Genomic DNA, 14899 nt, shown 5'->3' on the forward strand with positions numbered 1-14899 from the left:
ACTACAGAACTGGAAACACTTTATAAATACAATAACTTCTGATAATGGGAAAGAGTTTGCGCAACATCAAGAGATCAGTTCGGCACTTGAAATAGATTTTTTCTTTGCCAACCCTTACAGCCCTTGGGAACGTGGTGCAAATGAAAATCTAAATGGATTAATAAGACAATACATACCCAAATCATCATCATTTGATGAAATAACTCCAGAGAAAATTATAGAAATACAAGAGAAATTAAACAATAGACCAAGAAAAAGATTTAATTTTGAAACACCTAATTTTATGTTTAATCAAAAAGTTGCATTTATAACTTGAATCCTGCAACAATAATAATCGGGTTATCTCCTTTTTCTATTTTTAATAATCCCGAATCTTTTATGTAATGGCTTGCGCTTGAATAAATATATTGTGAAGCCTTTTCAACTAAACCGGCTCTTACTATATTCAGATGAATGTAATCTAATTCAGACCACATAAATATATTGCTGTAAATCTTCTCTGCATGATTACGGTGTTGCCAAAATTGGTAATTTTTGTTTGTTGCCTGTTTTTCTGCTGCTGATTTGAAGCGTTCTAGTATCCATTCTTATCGGCCTTCCAGTACGGCTCGTATTTTATCCAAAATATTTTTCGCAATAAATTTTTTAAAATCTTTCATTCAATCTTATAATTTGCCATCTTCAGATTGAATAATTAAATGACTGTGATTGCTTATAATAACTTAACCATATAAAATCGGTGCTTTGTTTTTTTATGCAGTAATCTAAAGACTCAATCATACTTTCTCTGTAGGTTTGCCAACTGAAAACAGCTGTTCAATCGACAACGGTCGCCGTTATATAATGTGGTATAGTCTGATCCCATATTACATAGCCTTCTTTCATTTTACTGAATTTTTTAATATAAAAATAACGATTTTAAATACTTGTTTGTGTTTTTAAAATTTAAGACGATGAAAGTCAGAGACTTTATGACGTTAAGTTTTAATAACAAGTTCATAAAATTGCGCAAAGTCAGAGACATTTGCGCAGCATTAATGAGAAATTTATTTTTTTAGAAGAACACTTTGCGGAGCTGGTGACATTTGCGCAGCATTAACGAGAAATTTATTTTTAAGAAGAACACTTTGCGAAGCTGGTCTCTAGCTGTTGGCAGATGTTTTTTCTATTTATTTAAGGTTCTATATTTTTCGAATATTTGATGGTAAAAAACTCTCGTTATTCTTTTTTCATTTAATGTAGTTTCATTTTCTATAAATTGATATTTGGATATTTTATCTTTAAAAATATATTCAAATACACAACAATATAAGTCTAAAATAATTAGAAGATCTACTGCGGTTTCCATTGAATATTGAAGTGACCTCAAAATAATTTGCCCTTCTCCATTTTCGTCCACATAAAAAAATCTTTCTATTTGGCTTTTATCAATATGAGTTTTTGAACTTAATAATCCATAAAACTTTCCTGAATATGGATAAAAGTCTTTTAATGAACTAATACATTTAGTTGGTGAAATAAATTCTTCAAAATTGTCTTTTCCTGAAATGTTATATGCAAATGCAATTTGTTCTAACATTTGTCTTATTAATGAATATGTTTCAAAATAAAAACCTTGTTTTATTAGATTTCTTGAAGCGTCAAAACTACTTATTAATCTTTTAAAAATTAACCCACAAAATGATATTGATTCTAAATCATCTACAAAATTATATTTTAAAAGTTTTCGAGACATTTTTTCAAATGTCTGCTTTTGAAATTTTAAAATTTCATTGATTAAAGAATCATACTTATAATTAATATTATCTTTTGAATTTGAAAATCTTATTTTTTCATTTTTTTCAAAGTCTTTAAAATAAGTCTTCAAAGTATTATCAACTGATACATTTCCATATTGAATTGTTGTCAAAGCTGCTTTTAAGTATTTTTCTTGTTCAATTGAAAAATTTACTGGAACAATAATTGGAATTCCATAATTCCAGATTATTTTAGTTTCTCCGAAGTCAACAGAAAATCTATCTTGGTTAATATTCATTTGCGTATTTTTTTTCTAAAATATCTGCCAACTAGTGTATAGGTCTGACATTATGCGAACTATCACCCCAAATTTGTGTGGCTTTGTCTGACAACGTTCATCTTTTTTGCTTTTGCTAAAGTATGAAAATAACCTTACAAATTATCTTATCATTTTTTAAAATTTAAACATTAAAAAACGGCATCTAAATTAACTTTAAACGCCGTTTGATTTATATAAAATGATATTTTTATTATCGAATCGCTTTTACAAATTTCTCGATTTTTCCTATTCCGTTTTCAGTTAAATGCTGAATAAAAGCGCTTCCTATTATTGCTCCTTTTGCAAATTGTGTGGCTTGGTTGAAGGTTTCCTTATTGTTGATTCCAAAACCTATTACTTGAGGATTTTTCAGATTCATGTCGGCAATGCGTTTGAAATACTCTTCTTGAGCGCTTCCAAAACCAGATTGTGAGCCCGTAACACTAGCCGAACTTACCATATAGATGAAACCATCAGATACGCTGTCAATAAAATGGATGCGCTCGTCAGAAGTTTGTGGCGTAATCAAGAATATATTCTTCAATCCGTATTTTTCGAAAGTTGCTTTGTATTCATCGGCATACACATCAACAGGAAGATCGGGAATAATTAATCCGTCGATGCCAATCTCCGCACATTTCTGGCAGAAATTCTCTATCCCGAATTGCAACATCGGATTGAAATATCCCATAATTACCAAGGGAATTGAAACTGTTTTGCGAATGTCTTTTAGTTGGTCAAACAACACTTGTGTTGTCATTCCGTTATGCAACGCTTGTGTTGAACTGGCCTGAATCGTTGGTCCATCGGCCAATGGATCGCTGAACGGCAATCCGATTTCTATCATGTCCACACCATTTTTTTCTAAATCCTGAATGATTTGCACGCTATCGTTGAGGTTAGGATATCCTGCGGAGAAATAGATGGAAAGTATCTTTTTAGTTTCTTGTAATTTCTGATTTATTCTGTTCATTGTTGTGTTTTTTATTCCGTTTTCAAGGTTTTTTGCCTTGGAGTTTTAATTTTGAAAGTTTAGATGGCTGCACTATATGCCCACGCTTTTTGGTTGGATTGTAAATGCACTTCAACGCGCTTATAATGCAATCCTTCGTACAGATCTGTTTGGCGAAGTTCCTGTGACGAAACAGAATACACCATTCCGTTGATGGTATCTTCCGGTTTTTGGGTTTCGGTAATAATGGGATAGTGAACTAATCCAAATTCCTCTTCAATTTGGATTTCTTTCACGATGTAACCAATCAATGTTTCAGGAGTTCCCTCAAGAATACGTCCAAAAAGATCTTTTTGAATATCCTCATTTTGTAAACTTCCGTAAGCGAATAATTTTTCCATAGTTTCTATTTTGAAAATGTGAACTGAACTTCATTTTGTGTTGCCGACTTTGCGTTAAGGATGGCAGTGAAAATCCTTTTTTTCTCGTTTTTTAACGAGATAAAAAAGATTGTAACGGAAAGCCTGACCTCGCTGTAACGCTAGTGGAAGCGCGGTTACGTCCCGAAATAAATACGGGATAAACCCGGAAATAAATCCGGGATAAACCCTGAAATGAATTCAGGGTAAACCCAACTTATAATTTAAAATAATCGATATAGGTGTTCAAATCTTTGTCGCCGCGACCGGAAAGATTGATGACTACGATATCTTCTGGCTTGAATTTCATTTCGTCGAGAACGGCAAAGGCATGCGCACTTTCGATGGCAGGAATAAGCCCTTCCATTTTGGATAATTTTAATCCCCATTGCATGGCTTGTTCATCCGTAATCGAGATGAATTGTGCTCTTCCGGTCACGAATAAATTAGCGTGCATAGGTCCAACACCCGGATAATCCAGTCCTGCTGAAATGGAATACGGTTCGGTGATTTGGCCATCACTAGTTTGCATCAACAGTGTTTTACTTCCGTGAATAACACCCACTTTTCCTAAGGCTGAAGTTGCGGCACTTTCGCCAGAATCGACACCTAAACCTGCGGCTTCGACGGCAATGATATTCACGTCTTCATTGTCCAGAAAATGATAATAAGTTCCGGCTGCGTTGCTTCCGCCACCTACACAAGCAATTACATAATCCGGGTTTTCACGTCCTTCTTTCTCCAGTAATTGTTCTTTGATTTCCTTAGAAATGACACTTTGAAAACGCGCCACCATATCCGGATAAGGGTGCGGTCCCACGACAGAGCCGATAATGTAATAGGTATCAACGGGATTGTTAATCCAATCCCGAATTGCTTCGTTTGTGGCATCTTTTAAGGTTTTTGAACCAGAAAGCGCGGGACGAACTTCGGCACCTAACATTTTCATACGAGCCACATTTGGCGCCTGACGTTTAATATCGATTTCTCCCATATAAACGATGCATTCTAATCCCATAAGAGCACAGACAGTTGCTGTAGCTACGCCATGTTGACCAGCACCTGTTTCAGCAATGATTCTGGTTTTGCCTAAACGTTTTGCCAAAAGAATTTGTCCGATAGTATTGTTGATTTTATGCGCACCAGTATGACACAAATCTTCTCTTTTCAGATAGATTTTGGTGTTGTATTGTTCAGAAAGCCGTTTTGCAAAATAAAGAGGCGTGGGACGACCTGCATAATCTTTTAGCAAAGCGTCAAATTCAGCTTGAAATTCTGGTTCAGCTGTGATTTTTAAATAATTTTGACGTAATTCTTCGACATTTGGATATAACATTTCAGGAATGAAGGCACCTCCAAATTCGCCGTAATACCCTTTTTCGTTGACGTTGTATGACATAATTTTATTTTTTTATTTTTTTGGGTAGAGACGTTGCATTGCAACTTCTCTACATAATTGTATGTTTTTTAATCCGGGTTCTATCTCAAATTTACTGTTTACATCAATGGCATAAAGGGGTAAATTGGTTTTCAAAATTTCATTCACGGCGTCCATTTCATTAATTCCGATTCCTCCACTCAGGAAGAACGGCTTGTTTGAAGGATAGTTTTCTAATACTTTCCAGTCGAATGTGGTTCCGTTTCCGCCGGGTAATTTTCCTTTTGTATCAAAAAGAAAATAATCACAAATGGATTCAAATGGTTTCAATACCTCAAAATCAAAAGAATTATCTACCGAAAAAACTTTTATGATTTCAATTTGAACTTGTTTCACATTTTCTTTTAATTCTTGGCAAAATTCAACCGATTCGTCGCCATGCAGTTGAATGGCTTGCAAATCATATTTTGCAATTTTTTCAAGAATTTCATTTTGTGCAGCATTGACAAAAACTCCCACTTTTTTAATAGATTTTGGTAAATTTGGAATCACACCATCAAAATATCGAGCCGATTTCTCCCAGAATATAAATCCCATATAATCGGGTAGGAGCGACCCTATTTCGAGTATATTATCGGGATATTTCATGCCGCAGATTTTAATCCCCACCCCAGCCCTCTCCGAAGGGAAGGGAGCCGAAAGGTCTTGATTGTTAGTATCTTTTTTCATTACAAGATATTTCTTTAAACTTAACCGAACCCTGTTAAGGTTTTAAACCCTAACAGGGTTATTTTTTAAAGTTTATTAATAAATTCCGTTGCTGCTTTACCGGCATTATCCGTTTTCATAAAGTTTTCTCCAATTAAAAATCCTTTGTAACCAAAAGGTTTTAATTCATTAATCGCTTCAATAGATGAAATTCCGCTTTCGGAAACTTTTACAAAGTCATTTGGAATTTTATTTGCCAATTGCTTGCTGAAATCCAAACTCACTTCGAATGTTTTTAGATTTCTGTTGTTTACACCAATCATATCCAATGTGGGCATAATCGATTTTTCCAGTTCTTCCTGATTGTGAATTTCCAGTAAAACTTCCAATCCCAAACTTTTAGCAAATTCAGATAAAGATTTGATTTCGTCTCTTGTTAAAACCGCTGCGATTAGTAGTATTAAATCGGCTCCATGTGCTTTGGCTTCTAGGATTTGGTATTCATCAATAATAAATTCTTTTCGTAATAATGGAATGTTTACTGTGGCTCTTGCCAAAAGTAAATCGTCCAACGAACCACCGAAATACTTACCATCCGTCAATACTGAAATTCCACAGGCACCAGCATTTTCATAGCCTTTTGTCACTTCTTCCACTGTAAAACTATAATTTATTTCTGCTTTGGAAGGCGAACGACGTTTGTGCTCAGCAATAATTCCGGATGTGCTGTTTTTTAAATTATCGCTTAAAGAAATAGTCTTTTTTTCAAAGAAAACCGAAGCTTCTAATTGTGAAACGGGAATGATGGATTTCTTGAGAATGACTTCTCTTTTTTTGTCAACTATAATTTTATCTAAGATGTTCATTTATTTATTTGTTTAAAGTTTTCTTTGTTTAAAGTTTAAAGTTGCTCATCGTTTGTACTAATCTATTTCCACAACTTTAAACCTTAAACTTTAAACTATTTTATTTGCTTAAATCTTTCAATTTTTTCAAAGCTACAAGTCCTTTTCCGGATAATAAACTTTCCTTTGCTATTTGAAATCCTTCTAAGGGAGAACATTTTGTAACCGTTGCAATGGCCATGGCCGCATTGGCACAAACCACATTATTTTGCGCTTCATTTCCTTTTCCAGAAATGATATTAGTAAACATTTGAGCTGATTCCTCGATGGTTGTTCCGCCTTCTATTTCGCTTTGCAGCAAAAGACGAACACCAAAATCTTCTGGATTTAACATTCCTTCCATGGAACTGGTAATCGTTTTTGTAGGTCCTGTCAACGAAACTTCGTCATAGCCATCAAGCGAATGTAAGATGGTGAAATTAGTATCTGTATTTTGGTACAAATACGCATACATTCTGGCCAGTTCTAAATTAAAAACACCGACCAATTGGTTTTTTGGAAACGATGGATTTACCATTGGTCCCAACATATTGAAGAATGTTTTTACTGCCAGTTCTTTTCGGATTGGTCCCACATTTTTCATAGCGGGGTGAAATAACGGGGCGTGTAAAATACAAATCCCTGCTTTATCAATACATTTTTCCAGGAAATCAGTATCATTACTGAATTTGATTCCTAATTTCTCCATCACATTACTGGAACCCGAAATAGAAGAAACTCCGTAATTTCCGTGTTTGGCTACTTTAATTCCCGCTCCAGCAGCTACAAATGAAGCCAAGGTTGAAATATTAAAAGTATCTTTTCCATCACCGCCAGTTCCACACAAATCGATGGTATTGTAAGCGGATAAATCCACACGAATACACAATTCCAGCAGTGCTTCGCGAAATCCCGCAAGCTCTTCTATACTGATGCTTCGCATCATGTAAACTGTTAAAAAAGAAGCAATCTGACTGGTGTTATAATTTCCGTTGGAGATATTAACCAATACATTTTTTGCTTCTTCCTTTGAAAGTATTTCGTGATTGATTAATCTGTTTAATATATTTTTCATTTTATATTTTTTTTGCCGTTAAGGCTCAAAGACTATATGTTTATTTTCCTATTACTGATAATGAAGTCCTAAAATTAATGTTCATTTCCTTTGTAAATCCACATCGGTTCTATTTGTCCTGCACGTTCAAAACCATTTTTTTTATAGAAATCTATCGCTTTTCCATCTGCGGTTAGCATTTGCATGTGAAAACTACTGTATTTCTCTTGCATTTTATCAAAAATCATTTTGCCAATTCCTTTTCCTTGATCGTCTGTATGAACTAATAAATGGGGGTGATACACCACTAAATATCCATCAGAAATAGCATTTCCCAGTCCAACTAATTTTTTATTTTCCCAAGAAGTAACTAAAGTATCCGAATTCAAAAGGCCATTAAATAATTGTTGTGGTTTGTCAGCGGAACTCCATTCGTTTGCTTAATAAAGCGCTGTTAAATCTTCAATTTTTAAATCTTTTGCTTCGGAAATTATAATTTTCATTTTGTTTTTTTTATTAAAAAATAAAATTGTGTAGAGACGTTGCACTGCAACGTCTCTACGATTTCACCCAATTCTCTAATATTTTTTTCCCATTTGGAGTCAACACACTTTCCGGATGAAATTGTACACCGCGCACATCGTATGTTTTGTGACGCAACGACATCACTTGTCCGTTTTCGTCGAATGAAGTTGCTTCCAGAATATCAGGTAAATTGGTGTCAACTACCCAAGAATGATAGCGTCCTACTTCAAATTCATTTCCTAATCCTTCGAATAAAAGCTCGTCATCAACCACAGTTTTTACCATTGTTGCTACACCATGATACACTTTATCTAAGTTAGAAAGTGTTCCGCCGTAAACTTCGCCAATTGCTTGTTGACCCAAACAAACACCAAAAATACTCTTGATTGGTCCGTATTTCCGAATCACTTCTTTCAATAATCCTGCTTCATCCGGGATGCCTGGTCCTGGAGAAAGAAGAATTTTATCGAAAACTGCAATTTCGTCAATATCAAATTCATCGTTTCTGTAAACGGTTACTTCACAATCTAAATCTTCCAGATAATGCACTAAATTATAAGTGAAACTATCGTAATTGTCTATGACTAGTATTTTTTTCATGTTCCTCCCCCAACCCCTCCGAAGGAGGGGAGCACCTATTGGGGTAAATAGGTTTTTTAATTGTTATTTTTAGTTACAACTTCATAAGTTGCTTATTTTTTAGATTTGGCTCCCTTCCCTTTGGGGAGGGTCGGGGAGGGGATTTATATAGTTTCCGCTAAATCCAAAGCCGCATTCAATGCTCTCAATTTATTGTATACTTCCTGCATTTCACTTTCTTCATCGGAATTAGCTACAATGCCTGCTCCAGCTTGCGAATGTAACTGGTGATTTTTGCTTAGGAAAGTCCGAATCATAATCGCGTGATTAAAATTACCCTCAAAATCCATAAAACCGATGGCGCCGCCATAAAAATTTCTATTGGTTTTTTCATAGTCCTCAATCAGTTGCATCGCTCTGTGTTTTGGCGCACCGCTTAATGTTCCTGCGGGAAAAGTATCGGCTACAACCTGCATCGTAGAAGCTTTTTCATGTAAATGTCCCGTTACTTTTGAAACCAAGTGTATTACGTGCGAAAAGAACTGTACTTCTCTGTATTTTTCTACATTTACATTATGGCCGTTTCTACTCAAATCATTTCGGGCTAAATCCACTAACATCACATGTTCACTATTTTCTTTTTTGTCTTCGGATAATTGTTTGGCAAGAACGGCATCTTTTTCGTCATCACCCGTTCTTTTAAAAGTTCCTGCGATTGGGTGAATTTCAGCTTTACGGTCTTTTACAATAATTTGGGCTTCGGGTGAAGAACCAAATATTTTGAAATCGCCATAATCAAAAAAGAATAAGTAAGGCGAAGGATTAATGCTTCTCAACGCTCTGTAAACATTGAATTCATCGCCTTTGAAACCTTGTGTAAATCTTCTGGATAAAACCAATTGGAATACATCACCTCTAAAACAATGTTTTTTGGCCAAAACCACATTATGCTTGAATTCTTCGTCAGTTAGATTGGAAAATCCTTCTCCTTCTTTGGAAAATTTATAAGAAGCAATATTTCGAGATTGTAATAATTGTTCGATTTCTGAAATGTTGTTTCTTCCGTCTAAACTGTGACAGAAAATATAGGCTTCATTTTTGAAATGATTGATAGCAATTATATTTTGGTATACAGCATAGTACACATCCGGAATGGTATTACTATTTTCTTTTTTGGCAATATTCACTTTTTCAAAATACCGAACAGCATCATACGAAATATATCCAAAAAGTCCATTGTTGATGAATTTAAAATTGTTTTTCTCCGATTTAAACTGACTCGAAAATTCTTGAATCACTTCAGGAATATCGGTACTGGCATCAATATTTATTTTCTCAACACTTCCATCGGGAAAAGTCTTGTAAATGATTTCATTTTCTATTTTGATGGAAGCAATCGGATTGCAACAGATGTAGGAGAAACTATTGTCATTGCCATGATAATCGCTGCTTTCCAGCAGAAGACTATTTGGAAATTTATCCCGAATTTTAAAATACACACTCACAGGAGTTATCGTATCAGCTAAGATTTGTTTGTAATTCGTATTTAAGGTAAATGATTTCAATTTCTATGTTTTTTATGTTGTGTGTTAAGGTAAAATGGGAACAAAAAAAAGGCCTGTCGTGATGACAAGCCTTTTATATTTATAGTTAATAATACTATAGGAGCTTAGTTCACGACGTCTGACGTAAATTGTTCCACCACCAAGTATTGTTTATAATTGTTTTCATGTTTTATTTTATTATGGCAAATATAGAAATGAAATTCGATTATTCAAAAATATAATTAGTTAAAAAATTTAAAAATGGAAGATTTTTTGTTAAATAAATATTTCCATCTGAAAACCTATAAATACTAGCGCCAACAATTTCTTGTTGGGGCTGGTATTTATATTCTAGAATCAAATTAGAATTTCAAAGCTACTGCTAAATTGAAATCGTCATTGATAGCTTTGTCTCCTAAGCTGTCGAAGAAACTTCCGGAACCATATTTAATATCGTATTTTGTTCTGTCAATTTTCACATTGGTAGTAGCTGTATTTGCAGTTGTAACAAGATCGAAAGTTACTGGTTTAGTAATTCCTTTGATTGTTAAATCACTAGTTACAGTATATAAATTTTTAGCTTTAGTAACTATTTTTTTGAAAACTAAAGTTGCAGTACCAAATTTATCTGTTCCAAAAAAATCATCAGCTCTCAAGTGGCCTTCTAGTTTTTCTTTACCTTGACCTGCTTTCAAATCAGTAACTACGATTGAATTCATGTCCACATTAAATGTACCACCCACTAATTTTTTTCCTTTGAAAACTAAAGCACCATCTTTAAGATTGATAGTTCCTTCATGTGCACCAGTTACTTTTTTTCCAACCCAGTTTATAGTACTTGCTGAAGTTTTAATTTTTTTAGTTTGAGCGGTTACTGACATAGCAGATAGAACTACTACTAATGCTAATGTGATTGATTTTAAATTTTTCATTTGTTTGAGTGTTAAATTGGATTACTAATTATAGTGTGATAAATAATTCTTCGTTTGATTTTCTAACTTTTTTGTAATGTTGGGTTGCGTCCTCATCGTGTCTGTAACCTAGAGTTGCAAGTAAAGTAGCGTTCAATCCTAATTTGTCAAGTCCTAAAATTTCATTAACCTGAGCAGGAACAAAACCTTCCATTGGAGTAGTATCTATTTTAAGTTCAGCTGCCACGTTTAATAAGTTTCCTAAGGCTAAGTAAGTTTGTTTTGCTGACCAGATGTTTCTTGTTTCTTCAGAAAGATTTACAATGTTAGATTTCATATATTCCACGTATCCTTGAATACTTTCTAAAGGAATTCCTCTTGTTTCACTCATGTTTTTTGAGAAGTTTACAATTCCTTCTTCACCAAAATTCATTTCATTAGCAAAAACAATTAAGTGAGAAGCATCTACTACTTGGGCTTGACCATACGCAGCAACTTGCAGTTGCGCTCTTAATTCAGGATTTTCAACAATAATTATTTTGTAAGGTTGTAATCCATAGGACGAAGTACTCAAGCGAATCGCTTCTTTTAACGTGTTTAAATCTTCAGTTGTTATTTTTTTTGTTGCATCGAATTTTTTCGTTGCGTATCTCCAATTTTGATTTTCTAAAAAAGTATTCATATTGTATTGACTGTTTATTGGTTTCTGTATTTTTCTAATAATTGATTTAGTTGAACAATTTCTTCAGAACTTAAATTCTTTGAAAAAAATTCTTCGTGAGCAATCACTTTCGGATCTAATTCCTTCAGAATGTCCAATCCTTTTTGAGTAATTAGCACTTCTATTTTCCGTCTGTTTTCAGGACATACTTTTCTAGTGACTAAATCTTTTAGCAGTAATTTATCAACTAATCTAGTGGTATTACTCGTTTTGGCTACCATTCGTTCTTGAATAACACACATGTTCGCAGGATTTCCTTTTTGGCCTCTTAATATTCGGAGTACATTGTATTGCTCTCCAGAGATTTCATAAGGTTTTAATATTTCACTAAAATTTTCTGTTATTACATTTTGTGTATATAAAACATTCAGAATAATTTTTTTTGAATTATTCATTGGAACAGTCGATTTTAAAACTTCTTCAATTTTCATATTTGTATATATGTAATTTGTTGGTACAAATGTAACACATTTTATATTTGTATATACAAATGATAATTAATTTTTTGTTAATTTTTTTAAATCACTCTTTATTAAGAATTATAATCATTGTAAATCAGCAACATAAATTAGTTGTCGTAGTTGGTTTCAAAAAATTAAATTGTTTTCTCCTAGTTCATATTCAAAATACATACCACAATTATTTTTTGATCATCTATGAAAACGGGAAGAGGCAGGGAGATCAATTTTTGACCAATTATCTTTCTTTTAGAATTAAAGTTGGTTATAGTCTTTGGATTAAAATTTATTTTGAAATAAACACTGAATTGTAACTCCTGATTTTCAAAATAATTTTTTAATTGTATGTAATGCAATGATTTGTAATTTGTTAATTTAATAAAATTGCAAATTTTACTTGGAATTGTGTAAACGAATCATTGTTTAAAAGTGTAAATTTATAAGAATTAAAAACTTTAAAAAACTATTGAAATGAAAAACGTAAAAAAACATGCGCAGGATTCTGAAAATAGGAAACAACAGGATTTAAAAGTCAATAAATCCGATGCTACTGATCAGATGATGACCACAGATCAAGGACTTAAAATTAATGATGATACTAATTCCCTTAAAGCGGGAGAACGCGGACCTTCGTTACTGGAAGATTTTATCTTAAGAGAAAAAATAACCCATTTTGATCATGAAAGAATTCCGGAAAGAATTGTGCATGCAAGAGGTTCAGCTGCGCATGGTTATTTTCAGGTTTATGAGTCTATGGAGAAATATACTAAAGCGGGATTTCTTCAGGATCCTGGCCTTAAAACGCCCGTTTTCACCCGTTTTTCCACTGTTGCAGGATCAAGAGGTTCGACGGATTTAGCACGTGATATCAGAGGATTTGCAGTTAAATTTTACACAGAGCAAGGCAATTATGATCTAGTTGGAAATAATGTGCCGGTGTTTTTTATTCAAGATGCCATAAAATTCCCGGATTTAATTCATGCTGTAAAACCGGAACCGAATAATGAAATGCCACAAGCGGCTTCTGCTCACGATACTTTTTGGGATTTTATTTCCCTAATGCCAGAAACCATGCATACTATTATGTGGGTAATGTCAGACCGCGCAATCCCAAGAAGTTTGCGAATGATGGAAGGTTTTGGTGTGCATACTTTTCGTTTTATAAATGCCAAAAATGAATCGCATTTTGTGAAATTCCATTGGAAACCAAAATTAGGAACCCATGCCGTAGTTTGGGATGAAGCCCAAAAAATATCTGGAAAAAATTCCGATTTTCATCGTCAGGATTTATGGGAAGCCATCGAAAATGGGAATTTTCCGGAATGGGAATTAGGCGTTCAGATTATTCCTGAAGCCGATGAACACAAATTCGAATTTGATTTATTAGACCCAACTAAGATAGTTCCTGAAGAATTAGTTCCGGTTACCATAATTGGAAAAATGGTTCTGAATCGTAATCCTGATAATTTTTTCGCTGAAACGGAGCAAGTCGCTTTTCATCCAGGTCATATTGTACCTGGAATCGATTTTACAAACGATCCTTTATTACAAGGCCGTTTATTTTCTTATACCGATACCCAATTATCACGTTTAGGAAGCCCTAATTTTCATGAAATTCCTATCAATAGAACTATTGCACCTATGTTCAATAATCAGCGTGATGGTCACATGCGTCAGGAAATTAATGTAGGTCGGGGTAGCTATCACCCCAATTCTCTTGGTGGAGGTTGTCCTTTTCAGGCAAAAATTGATGAAGGTGGTTTTACAAGTTTCAACGAAAGGATTGATGCTCACAAAGTACGGGACCGCAGCGAGAGTTTTTCGGATCATTTTAGCCAGGCAACCTTGTTCTTTAATAGCCAAACGCAAGTTGAAAAAAATCATATCATAAAAGCATTGCGTTTTGAACTGGGCAAATTAGAAACCATTGCCATAAAAACTCGAATGTTAGGTTTATTATCGCAAATTGATAAAACATTAGCTGATAAAGTTGCCCAGGGCTTAGGACTTAAAGTTCCTAGCAGCCCAGAAAAACCAATAAATCATGGTGTTGGAGCGAATGCTGACAAACAAAAATATGAACCAAAAAAAGTTACCCAAAGTGTGAAATCATCGGATGCGTTGAGTATGATTAAAAACAAAACATTGTCTAAAACAATTGCGACAAGACAAGTGGCATTTTTATGCTCAGAAGGAGTTCATCAAGCATCGATTAATGCCATGAAAACCGCATTAGAAAAAGCGGGCGCTACTGCAAAAGTTATAGCACCGCATTTAGGGACTATAAAAACTAGCGAAGGGAATGAACTTGCGGTTGATCAGAGTTTCCTAATTGCCGCTTCTGTTTTATTTGATGCTGTATATATTCCCGGCGGAAAAAATGCTGGTTTTTTAAATTCCAATGCTGAAGCTATCGAATTTATCAATGAAGCTTACAAGCATTGTAAAGTCATAGGTGCTGATGAATTTGAAATATTGGCTAAAACTCATATCTATGATAAAGAAGATAAAAATGAAGAAGAAGGAATTATTATTAATTCAAAAACTAACGATAAAAATTTTACAAAAGAATTTATAGATGCTATGGGAAATCACCGTTTCTGGAACCGTGAAGCAGAACTATAAATACAGTTTGATATGGTTCCGATTTAAAAGAAATTATTTGTAAACAGAAAAACCGAAATGTAAGTTTCGGTTTTTCTGTATTTTA

At 34.0% G+C, this 14899-nt stretch carries 16 protein-coding genes; 2 read left to right on the forward strand and 14 right to left on the reverse strand.

Annotated features, from left to right (window positions below; all coding sequences use genetic code 11):
• Positions 1-316: IS30 family transposase (locus BMZ76_RS09580; RefSeq protein WP_143071075.1), on the forward strand; the 316-nt coding region annotated here is incomplete at its 5' end.
• Here BMZ76_RS09580 and BMZ76_RS16140 read toward each other — a convergent pair.
• From BMZ76_RS16140 to BMZ76_RS09650, 14 genes are all read right to left on the reverse strand, one after another.
• Positions 306-476 carry a hypothetical protein gene (locus tag BMZ76_RS16140; RefSeq protein WP_244281779.1) on the reverse strand — a complete coding sequence of 57 codons (171 nt, stop codon included), beginning with the start codon at positions 474-476 and terminating at the stop codon, positions 306-308. The two genes, BMZ76_RS09580 and BMZ76_RS16140, sit on opposite strands and share 11 nt — an antisense overlap.
• A gap of 689 nt (positions 477-1165) precedes the next feature.
• Positions 1166-2035, reverse strand: coding sequence for a hypothetical protein (locus tag BMZ76_RS09590; RefSeq protein ID WP_091205440.1), 870 nt, complete (start codon positions 2033-2035; stop codon positions 1166-1168).
• A gap of 232 nt (positions 2036-2267) precedes the next feature.
• Positions 2268-3029, reverse strand: a complete 762-nt coding sequence (trpA, locus tag BMZ76_RS09595) for a tryptophan synthase subunit alpha (RefSeq protein WP_091205442.1) — start codon at positions 3027-3029, stop codon at positions 2268-2270.
• Positions 3030-3088: 59 nt separating this feature from the next.
• Positions 3089-3409 carry a gamma-glutamylcyclotransferase family protein gene (locus BMZ76_RS09600; RefSeq protein ID WP_091205445.1) on the reverse strand — a complete coding sequence of 107 codons (321 nt, stop codon included), beginning with the start codon at positions 3407-3409 and terminating at the stop codon, positions 3089-3091.
• A gap of 235 nt (positions 3410-3644) precedes the next feature.
• Positions 3645-4826 (reverse strand): tryptophan synthase subunit beta, encoded by a 1182-nt coding sequence (trpB, locus tag BMZ76_RS09605; RefSeq protein WP_091205447.1) that lies wholly within the window; start codon positions 4824-4826, stop codon positions 3645-3647.
• 12 nt (positions 4827-4838) lie between these two features.
• Positions 4839-5534, reverse strand: coding sequence for a phosphoribosylanthranilate isomerase (locus BMZ76_RS09610; protein ID WP_449756668.1), 696 nt, complete (start codon positions 5532-5534; stop codon positions 4839-4841).
• A 65-nt stretch (positions 5535-5599) separates the two neighbouring features.
• Positions 5600-6379 (reverse strand): indole-3-glycerol phosphate synthase TrpC, encoded by a 780-nt coding sequence (gene trpC / locus BMZ76_RS09615; protein ID WP_091205451.1) that lies wholly within the window; start codon positions 6377-6379, stop codon positions 5600-5602.
• A gap of 100 nt (positions 6380-6479) precedes the next feature.
• Positions 6480-7472: an anthranilate phosphoribosyltransferase gene (trpD, locus tag BMZ76_RS09620; protein WP_091205453.1), complete on the reverse strand. Its 993-nt coding sequence runs from the start codon at positions 7470-7472 to the stop codon at positions 6480-6482.
• Positions 7473-7546: 74 nt separating this feature from the next.
• Positions 7547-7840: a GNAT family N-acetyltransferase gene (locus BMZ76_RS09625; protein WP_244281780.1), complete on the reverse strand. Its 294-nt coding sequence runs from the start codon at positions 7838-7840 to the stop codon at positions 7547-7549.
• Between the two features lie 169 nt (positions 7841-8009).
• The gene (locus tag BMZ76_RS09630) at positions 8010-8576 is read right to left on the reverse strand and encodes an anthranilate synthase component II (protein ID WP_091205455.1); all 567 of its coding nucleotides are present in this window, start codon (positions 8574-8576) and stop codon (positions 8010-8012) included.
• A 143-nt stretch (positions 8577-8719) separates the two neighbouring features.
• Positions 8720-10120, reverse strand: a complete 1401-nt coding sequence (locus BMZ76_RS09635; protein WP_091205458.1) for an anthranilate synthase component I family protein — start codon at positions 10118-10120, stop codon at positions 8720-8722.
• A gap of 341 nt (positions 10121-10461) precedes the next feature.
• Positions 10462-11031 carry a YceI family protein gene (locus BMZ76_RS09640; RefSeq protein ID WP_091205460.1) on the reverse strand — a complete coding sequence of 190 codons (570 nt, stop codon included), beginning with the start codon at positions 11029-11031 and terminating at the stop codon, positions 10462-10464.
• A 28-nt stretch (positions 11032-11059) separates the two neighbouring features.
• Positions 11060-11692 carry an NAD(P)H-dependent oxidoreductase gene (locus tag BMZ76_RS09645; RefSeq protein ID WP_091205462.1) on the reverse strand — a complete coding sequence of 211 codons (633 nt, stop codon included), beginning with the start codon at positions 11690-11692 and terminating at the stop codon, positions 11060-11062.
• 14 nt (positions 11693-11706) lie between these two features.
• On the reverse strand, positions 11707-12162 hold the full coding sequence (locus BMZ76_RS09650) for a MarR family winged helix-turn-helix transcriptional regulator (protein WP_091205464.1): 456 nt from the start codon (positions 12160-12162) through the stop codon (positions 11707-11709).
• Positions 12163-12660: 498 nt separating this feature from the next.
• Between BMZ76_RS09650 and BMZ76_RS09660 the strand changes: the two genes are divergently transcribed.
• Complete coding sequence (locus BMZ76_RS09660) at positions 12661-14814, forward strand: catalase (protein WP_091205470.1); 2154 nt, start codon at positions 12661-12663, stop codon at positions 14812-14814.
• The last annotated feature ends 85 nt before the right edge of the window (positions 14815-14899 follow it).

Source organism: Flavobacterium xueshanense, assembly GCF_900112975.1.
Lineage (GTDB): Bacteria > Bacteroidota > Bacteroidia > Flavobacteriales > Flavobacteriaceae > Flavobacterium > Flavobacterium xueshanense.

Coding starts and splice junctions, on each gene's coding strand:
- BMZ76_RS16140 (WP_244281779.1), bottom strand. CDS start 476: ATGTGGTCTGAATTAGATTACATTCATCTGAATATAGTAAGAGCCGGT.
- BMZ76_RS09590 (WP_091205440.1), bottom strand. CDS start 2,035: ATGAATATTAACCAAGATAGATTTTCTGTTGACTTCGGAGAAACTAAA.
- trpA (WP_091205442.1), bottom strand. CDS start 3,029: ATGAACAGAATAAATCAGAAATTACAAGAAACTAAAAAGATACTTTCC.
- BMZ76_RS09600 (WP_091205445.1), bottom strand. CDS start 3,409: ATGGAAAAATTATTCGCTTACGGAAGTTTACAAAATGAGGATATTCAA.
- trpB (WP_091205447.1), bottom strand. CDS start 4,826: ATGTCATACAACGTCAACGAAAAAGGGTATTACGGCGAATTTGGAGGT.
- BMZ76_RS09610 (WP_449756668.1), bottom strand. CDS start 5,534: ATGAAAAAAGATACTAACAATCAAGACCTTTCGGCTCCCTTCCCTTCG.
- trpC (WP_091205451.1), bottom strand. CDS start 6,379: ATGAACATCTTAGATAAAATTATAGTTGACAAAAAAAGAGAAGTCATT.
- trpD (WP_091205453.1), bottom strand. CDS start 7,472: ATGAAAAATATATTAAACAGATTAATCAATCACGAAATACTTTCAAAG.
- BMZ76_RS09630 (WP_091205455.1), bottom strand. CDS start 8,576: ATGAAAAAAATACTAGTCATAGACAATTACGATAGTTTCACTTATAAT.
- BMZ76_RS09640 (WP_091205460.1), bottom strand. CDS start 11,031: ATGAAAAATTTAAAATCAATCACATTAGCATTAGTAGTAGTTCTATCT.
- BMZ76_RS09645 (WP_091205462.1), bottom strand. CDS start 11,692: ATGAATACTTTTTTAGAAAATCAAAATTGGAGATACGCAACGAAAAAA.
- BMZ76_RS09650 (WP_091205464.1), bottom strand. CDS start 12,162: ATGAAAATTGAAGAAGTTTTAAAATCGACTGTTCCAATGAATAATTCA.
- BMZ76_RS09660 (WP_091205470.1), top strand. CDS start 12,661: ATGAAAAACGTAAAAAAACATGCGCAGGATTCTGAAAATAGGAAACAA.